Annotated in this window: 8 protein-coding genes; 7 read left to right on the top strand and 1 reads right to left on the bottom strand. The window is 66.9% G+C overall.

Features of this window, described 5'->3' with window-relative positions; all coding sequences use genetic code 11:
- Window positions 1-96: 96 nt before the first annotated feature.
- Entirely contained in the window at window positions 97-720 is a 624-nt protein-coding gene (locus AB0C26_RS39330) for a TetR/AcrR family transcriptional regulator (RefSeq protein WP_360258369.1), read from the bottom strand.
- Between the two features lie 104 nt (window positions 721-824).
- On the opposite strand from AB0C26_RS39330, the gene AB0C26_RS39325 reads away from it, so the two are divergent.
- From AB0C26_RS39325 to AB0C26_RS39295, 7 genes are all read left to right on the top strand, one after another.
- On the top strand, window positions 825-2,186 hold the full coding sequence (locus tag AB0C26_RS39325; RefSeq protein ID WP_360258367.1) for a sugar ABC transporter substrate-binding protein: 1,362 nt from the start codon (window positions 825-827) through the stop codon (window positions 2,184-2,186).
- Window positions 2,187-2,188: 2 nt separating this feature from the next.
- A complete protein-coding gene (locus tag AB0C26_RS39320; RefSeq protein ID WP_360258364.1) occupies window positions 2,189-3,124 on the top strand; it encodes a sugar ABC transporter permease in 936 nt (311 codons plus the stop codon).
- A complete protein-coding gene (locus tag AB0C26_RS39315) occupies window positions 3,121-4,014 on the top strand; it encodes a carbohydrate ABC transporter permease (protein ID WP_360258361.1) in 894 nt (297 codons plus the stop codon). Before AB0C26_RS39320 ends, AB0C26_RS39315 begins: the two co-directional genes overlap by 4 nt.
- A 6-nt stretch (window positions 4,015-4,020) precedes the next feature.
- Window positions 4,021-5,910 (top strand): glycoside hydrolase family 3 N-terminal domain-containing protein, encoded by a 1,890-nt coding sequence (locus AB0C26_RS39310; protein WP_360258359.1) that lies wholly within the window; start codon window positions 4,021-4,023, stop codon window positions 5,908-5,910.
- Complete coding sequence (locus AB0C26_RS39305; RefSeq protein ID WP_360258356.1) at window positions 5,903-7,339, top strand: GH1 family beta-glucosidase; 1,437 nt, start codon at window positions 5,903-5,905, stop codon at window positions 7,337-7,339. The genes AB0C26_RS39310 and AB0C26_RS39305 overlap by 8 nt, the downstream gene beginning before the upstream one ends.
- Before the next feature lie 65 nt (window positions 7,340-7,404).
- A complete protein-coding gene (locus AB0C26_RS39300) occupies window positions 7,405-9,768 on the top strand; it encodes a glycoside hydrolase family 3 N-terminal domain-containing protein (protein WP_360258354.1) in 2,364 nt (787 codons plus the stop codon).
- Between the two features lie 247 nt (window positions 9,769-10,015).
- Window positions 10,016-12,445, top strand: coding sequence for a family 78 glycoside hydrolase catalytic domain (locus AB0C26_RS39295; protein ID WP_360258352.1), 2,430 nt, complete (start codon window positions 10,016-10,018; stop codon window positions 12,443-12,445).
- The last annotated feature ends 274 nt before the right edge of the window (window positions 12,446-12,719 follow it).

Genomic DNA, 12,719 nt, shown 5'->3' with positions numbered 1-12,719 from the left:
TGCTCGAACGTTCCTCGTGCTCTGCCGCCCCGATGATGTCAGCACCGTCATGCGGGGTAACCACGGTGGGCGTCGCCCGGAGTCGCTGACGGATTCTCAGCCGACGACGCTCTCCGGGATCTTCCACGCGAAGAACGCCGCCATCGCTTCGTTCATGTCGTAGGACGGGTCGATGAGCCACTGCAGCTGGAGACCGTCCCAGGTGCCGAGCAGGAGCCGACTCAGAACGCGCGGGTCGCGGTCAGGGTGCACGCGTCCGCGGGACTGGTCGTACGCGAACGCCGCGGTCATGGCCTCGGTCTTGCGGCGATAGCGCTCGACGAACCAGTCGTGCGCGGGATGGGTGGGCACCGAGGCCTCCGCCGACAGGATGGCGAACAGCCGCAGGATCTCCCGCCGGTCGAGATTGGAACGCACGCGTGCCAGCGTGGCGGCGGCGACGCCGTCAGCGGCGCAGGCAGCGTCGAAGTCGAATTCGGCGTTGCCGCTCGTCGTGCGGTCGGCTCGCTCCAAGACGGCCTCCAACAACTCATATTTCGTACCGAAGTGGTGCACGATGCTGGTCAGGCTCAAGTCGAGTTGCCGGGCAATGTCCCGCAACGACCCTCCGCTGTATCCGTGCGTCGCGAACACCGTCGTCGCAGCATCGAGGATGTCGCTGGCGCGCTGCGCGGACTTCGCGTAAGGCCCTCGGACACCGTTGCGTTTCGGTTCGGTCATGGGCGTGAAGATACCGCGAAAATTCTTGAGTCATAAATGTAGCAGCTGTACAAATTTCAGCGTATGGTCCGAGGCGCATCGAGCCACCGAGCTCGGTCCACGGCATGACGAACCAGGAGGTTTGCATGATCGGCACAGCATCAATCAAGGGACGAAGGGCGCTCCCGCTCGTTGCGTTCGCTGCGGTCGCGTCACTCGTTACGGCGTGCACGGCGGGCGGCGCAGACGGCGGAGAAGACTCGTCGGGCACGACCACCATCACGGTGATGGCGGGCGCCCAGGACCTTCCCGACACCATGATCGCCGACTTCGAGCAGAAGAACCCCGGTATCAAGGTCAAGCACATACTTACCGACCCCACCCGGCTGAACACCATGCTGGCCGCCGGCCAGCCACCGGACATCGCCTCAGGGCCGGCCGTCGGCAGCGCCAACAACAACGCGCGAGGGCTGGCGACCGACCTGACCCCGTTCCTCGCGAAGAGCACCGTGCTCAAGGAGGACGACCTCCAGTCGGTCAACGACAGCTTCCGATGGGACGGCAAGCGCAGCGGCGCGGGTCCGATCTACGGCATCGTCAAGGACTGGAGCCAAGACGCGACGCTGTGGTACAACACCGCGCTGTTCGACGCGGCCGGCGTTCCGCACCTGAGCGATACCAAGGCGATCAGCTACGACGACCTTCTCCAGATCGCCAAGAAGCTCACCGTCGCCAAGGGCGGCACCACGACAGTCCACGGCCTCGGCCTGGAATGGGCGTGGAGCCTGTACGGCCCGATGTCGGCGATGGTCATGCAGCAGGGCGGTCAGCTCTACAACGACGACCTGACCAAAATCGACCTCACCACCCCGCAGGCACGCAGGGCGTTTCAGTGGTACGTCGACTTCGCCAAGGCCGGTGTCGGCCCCACGTCGCTGAACCCGCTGGCCGACGGATCGGACTTCCCGACCTTCTCGGCCGGACGCATGGCCATCACCCAGGACGGCTACTGGTTCGGCGGCAACTTCACCGGCGCGGACGCCTTGAAAACCGTCCGGATGGCGCCGGCGCCGACGATGGGTGACAGCCGGGTGAACCCCACCTATGGCGGCCAAGGCTGGTGGATCCCCGCGAAGTCCAAAAACAAGGACGCCGCGTGGAAGCTCATGGAGTACTACATGGCCGGGCCGCCCGCAGAGGCGCGTGCATCGAGCGGTTGGGGCCTTCCCTCGCTCAAGTCACTGATGACCCGGCTGCCGCAGGACAAGCCGTGGCAGAAGGATGCGTACGCCGTAGCGCAGAACGAACTGCAGTACGCCAAGCCTCTGCCTGACTCTCCATACATTTCCATGGACGCGCTCAACGCCACGCTCGACAAGCACCTCCAGTCCGCGATCAAGGGCAACGCGACGGTCGATCAGGCCACCGCTGCGGCGACCAAGGAGATCAACAAGGCACTGGCGCAGGGTAAAGACCAGGTGGGTTGATCATGGCTCGCAAATGGACCCGATACCCCAAGAAGGCGTTCTACGCCTTCACCGCACCGTGGGCGATCGGATTCATCCTTCTGACCGCTCTTCCCCTCGTGTACGGCTTCCTCGTGAGCCTCACCAACTTCGATGGCAGTTCGCCCCGCTGGAAGTGGGTAGGACTACGCAACTACGTCGAACTGATGAGCGATGGCGATGCCTGGGCGGCGCTGGTGCGAACGTTGGGATTCGCCGCCCTCGTCGTGCCGCTCAGCGTCGCCGGCTCGCTGGGTCTGGCGGTGATCATCAATCGACGGCTGATCGCTGTCGGCCTGTGGCGGACCGTCTTCTTCCTGCCGTCGGTGGTACCCGTCGTGGCGATGGCGATCATGTGGAAGCTCGTCTTCAACAAGGACGCCGGCATCCTCAACGTCACGTTGCGTGCCCTCGGCCTCGATTCGGTCGGTTGGCTGGTCGACCCCACGGTGTTCTGGGCACTCGTCGTCGTGATGTTGTGGGGACTCGGGGGCGGCATGGTGATCATGCTTGCTGCGCTTCAGGGTGTTCCACCCGAGCTCGAAGAGGCCGCCATCGTCGACGGCGCCGGCAAATGGTCCGTCTTCCGGCACGTGACCGTGCCGATGATCTCGCCGATCATCTTCTTCCAGGGAATCACCGGCGTCATCGTCGCCCTTCAGGTCCTCGTGCAGCCACTTCTGCTCACCAACGCGACTGGTCTGACAGGCGTGGGCACCGTGCCCCAGAGCAACCGGCTCTACATGATCGAGGTCTATCAGGAGTTCTTCCTCAACAACCGGTTCGGCTATGGCTCGGCCATGCTCTGGGTGTACTTCCTCGCCATTCTCGGCCTGACGCTCGTGCTGCTGAAAACGACCCGTTCCTTCGTCTACTACGAAGTCGATACCGACCCCGCGCCGAAGGAGGCCGCACGATGACCTCGACACTCCCGGCGGAGCCACTGACCGCCGAAAAGGTCACGTCGAACCCGGCGCGTACGGTCAGGCGCGGGCGGCGTCCGGGGTGGATCTACATCCTGATCCTCGCCCTCACCGCATTCTTCATCGGTCCGTTCATCTGGCTCGTGCTCGCAGCGCTGAAGACGCCCGGTGAATGGACCTCAGTGCAGATCAACATCCTGCCGGCCGCGGCGCAGTGGAACAACTTCGTCGAAGCCCTGACGGAGATGGACTTCACTGCCTACACCATGAATTCCCTGTTCCTCGCGACGATCTACTCCGTGCTGATCACCCTGTCCAGCGCGGTCGTCGGATTCGGCTTCGCTCGGCTGAGGGCACCCGGCAAGAAGGCCATGTTCGTCGTGCTCATGTCGACCATGATGCTGCCGAACATCCTCACGCTCCTGCCGACGTACGTGATGTTCTCCCAGGTCGGTCTGATCAATACCTACTGGCCGTGGGTGCTGTGGGGGCTCGCGACGTCGCCGTTCATGGTCTTCCTGTTCCGCCAGTTCTTCACGACGCTGCCCCGCGAGTTGGAGGACGCCGCCATCATCGACGGTGCCGGATGGGGCCGGATCTTCTTCTCCATCTTCCTGCCGCTGTCGCGTCCGGTGCTGCTGACATCTTTCCTGCTGTCGTTCACCTGGTCCTGGAGCGATTACATCGCCCCGGCCATCTTCCTGGACCTGGATCGGACGACCCTTGCCGTCGCGATCACCGCCTGGTACCAGGACCCTGCCGGAAACGTCATCCCGACCGTGCAGGCCGCGGCCGCCGTCCTGTACATCCTGCCGGTGTTGCTGATCTTCTTCGTCTTCCAGCGTTACTTCATCCGTTCGTCGGTCGGCTCGGGAATCAAGGGCTGATCGGCGATGTCGGAGCACCACCGGATCCGTTTCTCCACGACGGCCGACGGCGTACGGTACCGGGACCTCAACGGCAACGGCGTGATGGACCCTTACGAGAATCCGCTCCTGCCGGCCCGGGAGCGCGCGGCCGATCTTCTCGGACGCCTCAGCGTGCGCGAGAAGGCCGGCCTGATGTTCCAGACGGTCATCGAAATGGGGGAGAACGGGACTCTGTTGGAGAGCCCGGGGCGGATCAGCAAGTCGCCGACGTCGGCGGTCGTTCTGGACAAGTTCATGAACCACTTCAATGTGCATGCCGTGATGAACGCGGGCGAGGCCGCCCGGTGGAACAACGCGTTGCAGGCACTTGCGGAGCAGACACCGCACGGCATTCCGGTGACCATTTCCACCGATCCTCGCCACGCTTTCGCCGACAACGTCGGCGTGGGATTCTCGGCCGGCCCGTTCTCGCAGTGGCCTGATGGTCTCGGCCTCGCCGCGATCGACGACCCCAGCGTCACCGAGGCGTTCGCGGACATCGTGCGGCGGGAGTACCGCGCGGTCGGTATCCGAGCGGCCCTCCACCCGCAGATCGACCTGCCGACCGAACCGCGGTGGGCGCGGCAGCTCCAGACGTTCGGCGCGGATCCGGAGCGCGTCGGGGCGCACACCGGGGCGTATCTGCGCGGTCTGCAAGGGAGCGAGGTGGGGCCGGGTTCCGTCGCCTGCACCGCGAAGCACTTCCCCGGGGGCGGCCCGCAGAAGGACGGCGAAGACGCGCATTTCCCGTACGGACGGGAGCAGATCTATCCCGGCGGGCGCTTCGACGCGCATCTCGAGCCCTTCCGCGTGGCGATCGCGAACGGCATCGCCGGGATCATGCCGTACTACGGCATGCCCGTCGGCCTCGTCCTGGACGGAGAGCCGGTCGAGCCAGTGGGATTCGGGTTCAACCGGCGCATTCTCAGTGGCCTGCTCCGGGACCAGCTCGGCTTCGACGGCGTCGTCCTCACCGACTGGGAACTGGTCAACGACAACATCGTCGGGCATCAGGTGTTGCCCGCCCGGGCGTGGGGGGTCGAGCACCTCGACGCCGCCGGCCGGATGCAGCGGATCCTCGACGCGGGTGCGGACCAGTTCGGTGGCGAAGAATGTGTCGATCTGCTCGCGGCTCTCGTCGACTCGGGCGCGGTGAGCCAGGCTCGTCTCGACGACTCCGTCCGGCGCATCCTGCTCGTGAAGTTCCGCCTGGGGCTCTTCGACGACCCCTACGTCGACGAGGAGCAGGCGTCACTGGTGGTCGGCTGCGCCGAGCACCGGACGGCCGGCTTGCGTGCGCAGTCGAAATCCGTCGTCGTCCTGGAGAACCACCCTGTCGGCGACACACCGGCGCTGCCGCTGCTCGGCGGCCTGCGCCTGTACGTCGAAGGGGTCGACGCCGAGGTGGCTGCAAGATTCGGCGACGTCGTCACGGCACCCGAAGCAGCCGACATCGCCCTGGTGCGGCTGAGCGCTCCCTTCGAACCGCGCGACGATCTGTTTCTCGAAGCGTTCTTCCATCAGGGGTCGCTCGAGTTCCGTCCAGGACTGCTCGCCCGCCTAGCCCGCGTCGCGCAGGCGGCACCGCTCGTCGTCGACGTCGCCTTGGACCGCGCGGCGGTACTCACTCCGATCCAGCAGCTCGCTGTCGCACTCACCGTCACCTTCGGGGTGTCCGACGAGGCGCTGTTGCGCGCGCTGACCGGGGAGATCACACCGGCCGGCCGGCTACCTGTCGCGCTGCCCTCGTCCATGGACAGCGTGCGCGCGGGTCGGGCCGATGCCGGCTTCTCCGCCGCCGGCACCCTCTATCCCCTGGGCGCCGGCCTGGACATCACTCCCCTCACGAAGGATGAAAACAGCTCCAATGACTGACCCCTCCATGCCCGCAACGATCACGCTGCCGGCCGGCTTCCTTCTCGGCGCCTCCACGGCCGCTTACCAGATCGAGGGCGGCGCGTCGGACGGTGGACGCGGGCCGTCGATCTGGGACACCTTCAGCCACACCCCGGGGCGAACCGCCGGCGGTGCCACCGGGGACGTCGCCGCCGACCACTACCACCGGGTCGCCGAGGACCTCGACCTCATAGCGTCGCTAAGGCTGGATGCCTACCGCTTCTCGATCTCGTGGTCGCGGGTCATGCCCGAGGGCGAAGGGCGGGTCAACGACACCGGCCTCGCCTTCTACTCCGACCTCGTGGACGGGCTCATCGAACGCGGCGTCGAACCCATCGTCACCCTCAACCACTGGGATCTTCCGCAAGCGCTCGAAGACCGTTACGGCGGATGGCGGGGCAGGGAGACGGCGTACGCCTTCGAGAAGTACGCCGAGGTGGTCGGCGCCGCCCTCGGCGACCGTGTGCGGATCTGGTCAACCCACAACGAGCCCTGGAATAACTCGTTCACCGGATACGGTCACGGCGTCTTCGCCCCCGGCGTCCGCAGCCACGCCGACGCGCTTCGCGCCGCGCACCATCTCAACCTGTCGCACGGTCTTGGCGTGCAGGCGTTACGACGGACCATCACCCGGGCCGACGCGCAGGTGTCGGTCACGCTGAACATCTTCCGCGTCGAGGCCGAGACCCCCGCGGACGCCGAGGCCGCCCGACGGTTCGACGCCGTCGCCAACCGGGTGTTCACCGGCCCCATGCTGCGCGGGGCGTACCCGGACGATCTGATCCACGACACCCAGCACCTCACCGATTGGGGATTCGTCCGGCCCGGTGACACCGAAATCTGCCACCAGCCGCTGGACCTCCTCGGCATCAACTACTACGAAGTCATGCACGTGCGTGCCGCACGCGACGTAGTCGATCATCCGACGGCCGGAACGGCGTTTCCCGGTTCGGAATACGTCGAGCTGTTCCGCCCTGCGGACTTGGAGAAGACGGCGATGGGATGGACGGTCGAGGCGCGCGGCATCGAGGACCACCTCATCGCGCTCAGCCGCGACTTCCCGGGGCTGCCCCTCATGGTCATGGAGAACGGTGCGGCGTTCGCCGACGACGTATCGGTCGTCGACGGCGAGCAGACAGTCGAGGACCACGAGAGGGTCGCGTACCTCGCTGATCACCTGGCCGCCACCTGCCGCGCGCGCGAACGGGGCGCCGACGTCCGGGGCTTCCTGGTCTGGTCCCTGCTGGACAACTTCGAATGGGCAGAGGGCTACGGGCCACGATTCGGTGTCGTCCGGGTGGACTACGACACGCTGGAGCGCATCCCGAAACGGAGCGCGCACTGGCTGGCGCAACGGTGCGCGACCCGCACGCTGCCCGCGCTCGATGTAGGCGCCCCAGCGCTGTGACCGTGCATCCACCCCTCCTCGAGCCCTGATTCCGCGGACCCGCGACCACCTGCAAAGGAACCGTCATGACCACCATTCGCCGCCTCGTGTCCCGCCTGTCGTTGGACGAGAAGATCGCCCAGATTCAGGGCATCGAACCGCAGGACTTCCTGGATCCCTCGGCCGCCCTGGACAGCGACAGCGATTTCGACAGCTTTCCGGGCTTCCAGTACCAGATGGAGCGACTCCCGCTCGTACGCCCGCACGGCGTCGGTCACCTCTCCCTCGGACAGCAACTCCACCGCGACCTGGACGGGCTGCGGCGCACGCTCGCCCGGCTACAGGAGGTCGCCAAAGAGGTGAACCCGTTCGGAATCGGAGTGCTCGTGCACGCCGAAGGAGTCAGCGGGTTCGTCCACCCCCAGGGGTACCAATTCACCACCCCGTGGGGCCAAGCCGCGACCTGGGACCCGAACGTCAGCACCACGATCGGACGGACCGCCGCCGCCCAGGCCCGCTCCGTGGGCATCCATCTCTTCTTCTCCCCGGTCCTCGACCTGGCCCGCGACATCCGCTGGGGCCGGGTGCACGAGACCTACGGCGAGGACCCCGAGCTGATCACCCGGATGGCTGCCGGCTTCGTCCGCGGCGTCCAGGGCGAGGACGGCGCCAGCGGCGTCCTCGCGACAGGCAAACACTTCCTCGGCTACGCCACGTCGCTCGGCGCCCTGAACCAGGCCGCGACGCAGCTGGGCCGGCGCGAACTCGTCGACGTCCACGCAGCACCCTTCCGGCGATTGATCGCGGAGGAAGGCCTCTCAGTGATCATGAACTCCTACAACGACATCGACGGGATTCCCGCAGCGGCGAACCGGTGGCTGCTCACCGACCTGCTGCGCGATGAACTGGGCTTCACCGGCCTCGTGGTCAGCGACTACGGCGCCGTCTCGATGCTGCACAACACCTACCGCATCGCCGCGACGCCCGGGCACGCCGCAGCGCTGGCACTCACCGCCGGACTCGACGTCGAACTGCCCGGAAACGCGATGACCCGAGGACTGCGGCACCTCATCGAGGACGGCACCGTGCCGGAACAGACCCTCGACCGCGCCGTCACCAACGTTCTCGAGATCAAGGCCCGGCTCGACCTCATCCCCGAAATCCGCGCGACGAACGCAGCCCCGCCGTCGACCGCGGCGGAACGGCCGACGACGGAGCAGCCGGCCCGGGACATCGCCACCGCGAGCATCACCCTGCTCGCCAACGACGGCATCCTGCCGCTGAGCCCCCGGTCGGCGAAGGTCGCCATCGTCGGTCCCGCCGCGGACGAACTGCGCATCCACTTCGGCGCCTACTCGACAGTCTCCGAGGCGGAGATGGCCAGGGCCGTCTACCTGATCACGACCGGCCAGATCACCGGGGTGAGCGCCTCTCCGGAGGTGTTCCCCGACCTGTTCCAAGTCCGGCTCCCCGGAACCGAGGCCATCTTCGAGAAAGACGCTCGCGCCCTTCACCCGGCGGCGAAGACCATCGCCGAGGCAGTGTCGGCCATCGACCCGACCGTCCGCTACCACGCACTGGGAAGCCTCGAACTGGACGCTCCAGCACTGGACCGCAAGGCCGTCATCACGGCTGTCGCCGACGCGGACATCGTGATCGCCGTCGTCGGCGAGCGCACCGGGTGGGCCGGCAACAACACCGCAGGCGAGGGACGCACCACCGCGGACCCGACCCTCAAGGGCAATCAGAACGACCTCATCACCACCCTGCACGAGGCGGGCAAACGTGTGATCAGCGTCGTCGTCTCGGGCCGGCCACTGGTGCTCCAGTCCGTGCACGAGGCATCGTCGGCGGTGCTCCTCGCCCCGCTCCTCGGCCAGGCCGCCGGATCCGCCATCGCGGACGTCCTCTTCGGCGTCACCGAACCCGGCGGACGCACCCCCTCCACCTTCCCGCGCCACGGCGGGCAGATCCCGCTCTACCACGGGCACCCGCTCGGCAGCGGCTACGACCACCCGACGCAGCCGCGGCACGGCAACATCGACCTCGCCGACAGCAGCCCGCTGTACCCGTTCGGGCACGGTCTCAGTTACACCACCTTCGACGCCGGCTTCGATGACGTCACCGTCGACGGGGAGACGCTGCTCGTGAGCGGCTCGGTCCGCAACCTCGGTGAGCGACCCGGAACGACAGTGGTGCAGCTGTACACCCGTGACGAAGGAGCCAGCGTCGTACGGCCGGTTCGGCAGCTCGTGGACTTCCGCCGCGTGGCTGTCGCCGGTGGCGCCGCGGAGACTTTCGAGTTCGCCGTCCCTCTGAGCCGGCTCGCCTACACCTGGCCGGACGGGCGCCGCGGTCTCGAGGCGGGGGAGATCACGGTGTTGCTCGGGCTGTCCAGCGCCGACATCCGGGCCGAGGCGAAGATCGACGCCCCGGCCATCGTCCTGTGACCGCTCGCCGCCGTTGTGGACCGCCGGAGAGGTGAACCAGTTGACATCGTCACCGTACTCGCTCACCACGAGCGGAAGGACCGATCCCCTGGGGCTGGGAACCGATGCCCCCGAATTCGCGTGGCAACTCTCCGCCGGGCAGCGGCAGAGCGGGTATGAGATCGAGGTCGCCGAGGGAGCCCAGTTTTCCGAGCCGTCTCTGTTCTGGCGATCAGGGGCCGTGGCCGGTAGCCGGCCGTTCGGAGTCGTGTACAGGGGGACCCCGCTGCGATCACGCACCGGATATTCGTGGCGGGTCCGGGTCTTCGACGAGGACACGCCGTCGCCGTGGAGTGACCCGGCGACCTTCGAGACAGGCCTGCTCGGGGACGACCGACTGACGGCCCGGTGGATCTCGGCCCCGTACGCAGGCCCCGACGACCGGCGCGTCCTGTACTTCCGGACCGAGGTCACCCTGCCGGACGGCGTCGTGCGAGCGCGCGCCTATGCCAGCGCGCTCGGCTGGTACAAGTTCTTCGTCAACGGAAGCGACATCGCCGGTCACGCGCTCGTGCCCCGGTGGACGCCGTTCGACGAGTCGGTCGAGTACCAGGTGTACGACGTCACCGAAGTCCTGCGAGGCGGGGTGAACGTGCTCGGCCTCGCGGTCGGCGACGGACGGTTCCGCGGCGCACTCGGCGACGGAGCCTGCGATGACGCCCGGTACGGGGACCGTCTCGGCGTCCTCCTTGAGCTCGACCTGGAGTTCCGCGACGGATCCCGCACGACCATCGTCACCGACGAGCGATGGACCGTCGGAACCGGAGCCGTCCGTCGTGCTGACCCGGTGTTGGCTGTCGAGGTCGATCTGCGGGTCGATCAGCGCGCGTGGCTCGAAGTCGGCGGTTCCCTGAACGACGCCTCGTTCGCAGAGGTACTGCCCGGCCATGACCGGAGCCTGATCGCCGAGGAGGTCGAACGGGTGCGCGACATCGCCCGCCTCAGCGGTACCGTGCGTCGGAGCCGGTCAGGCGTGCAGCTCATCGACTTCGGGCAGAACTTCGCCGGCATCGCCGCCCTCACGCTTCGTGGCCGCGCCGGCCAGCAGGTCGTGCTCACCTACGGCGAGGTGCTCACGCCGGAGGGCGAGCTCGACAAGGACCACCTGTTCATCCGCTCACCCCGGCGCCCGGGAACATCCTTTCAACGTGACACCGTCACGCTCTCCGAAGAGCCCCTGCGGTATTGCCCGTGGTTCACCATCCGCGGTTTCCGCTACATCGAGGTGCAGGGCGCGGAGGATCTCTCCGCCACCGACGTAGAGGGCATCGTGCTGTCCACGGACATGCCCGAGATCTCGGCCTTCACGGCCTCCGACACCCGGCTCGAACGCCTGTGGAGCAACGCCCGATGGTCGCTACGGTCCAACTTCACCGACACCGCGACCGACTGCCCGCAGCGGGAACGCTCGGGGTGGACCGGCGACCTGCAGGTCTTCGGCTCGACCGCGGTACAGCTCGTCGCCGCCGACAACTTCCTGCGCCGTTATCTCCGAAACGCCGCCGTCGAACAGTACGACGACGGACGCGTCCCGCCCTACATCCCCAGCGAGCAGCCTCGGGGCAAGCCGAACGGATTCCACGCCGAGGTCAGTGGCTCGGTCGGCTGGGGTGATGCCATGGTCATCCTGCCGTGGACCCTCTACCAGTACCGCGGTGACGTCAGCGTCCTGCACGCCCAATATCCGAGCGCGCGGAAGTGGGTCGATCAGCTCGCGTGCGCCGCGACCCGCAGCGGCCCCGCCCGGCCGGACGGGCGTCACCACGGTGACCTGGAGCGGTACATCCTCGACTCCGGCTACCACTGGGGAGAGTGGCTTCGAGCCGGCGAGGAAGGCATAAACGAATGGGTGCGCAATCAGCTGCATCCGCCGGCCGTCGTCGCCACCGCCTATTTCGCCAAGTCCTCAGCATTGCTCAGCGAGATGGCCGCCGTACTCGGCAACGACGCCGACGCCAAGCACTACGCCGAACTGGCCGAAAACGTGCGGCATGCGTGGCGAGCGGCGTTCGTCCGAGACGACGGCGCGCGGATAGGTGAGGACAAGCAGGACGACTACGTCCGGGCGCTGGCCTTCGATCTGCTCCCGGTCAACCAGCGCATGCTCGCCGCCCGCCGTCTCGTCGAGCTCATCGACAAGGCGGACGGGCACCTCGGCACCGGCTTTCTCAGTACTTCGCTGTTGCTGCCCGCACTCGTCGACGCTGGCCACCCCGAGGTGGCCTACCGGCTCCTGTTCCAGACCACAGCGCCGTCGTGGCTCGCCCAACTCAAACAGGGCGCAACCACGATGTGGGAAAGCTGGCGAGGTTACGACGAGAACGGCAATGCCCGCGACTCGCACAACCACTACGCCCTCGGCGGCGTGGCACGGTTTCTTCAGGAGTACGTCGCGGGCCTCGCGCCGATGGCACCCGGATACCGCGAAATCCGCTTTGCGCCGACATTCACCGAGCAACTGGGCTCCGCCTCAGTACGCATCCAGACACCGTACGGAACTGCTTCAAGCGCCTGGACCCGGACAGCGGACGGCATTCGCCTCGAGGTCGAGGTGCCGCCCGGCGCCAGCGGCGTCGTCCGATTGGCGGACCTGACCCAGGTGCTGCAATCGGGCACTCATGTCGTAATACTCCGCTGAATAGAAACGTCAATAGCCGCTCCGCTGCATCGCGGAGCGGCTATCGGTGTGGGAGACGGCATTTCCAAGGACTCGACATCCGCCAATATGTGTCCGCGAAACTATATCAGCTGTACTAATTTCATGTTACGGTCGTGTTGCCTGGCCGGGCTCACCGTTGTCTATACATGGCTCCATTGGAGGTATGGTGAGGAACTCACGATCGGCACTGCTCGGTGCGCCGATTCCCCGTCGTAACGGACTCCGGAGGCTCGGCGCACTTGCTGCTGCCACG

Origin of the sequence: Actinoplanes sp. NPDC048796 (assembly GCF_040650035.1) — a bacterium.
Taxonomy (GTDB): domain Bacteria; phylum Actinomycetota; class Actinomycetes; order Mycobacteriales; family Micromonosporaceae; genus Actinoplanes.
Note: the sequence above shows the minus strand (reverse complement) of the source record. Positions and strands in the feature narration are given on the sequence as shown.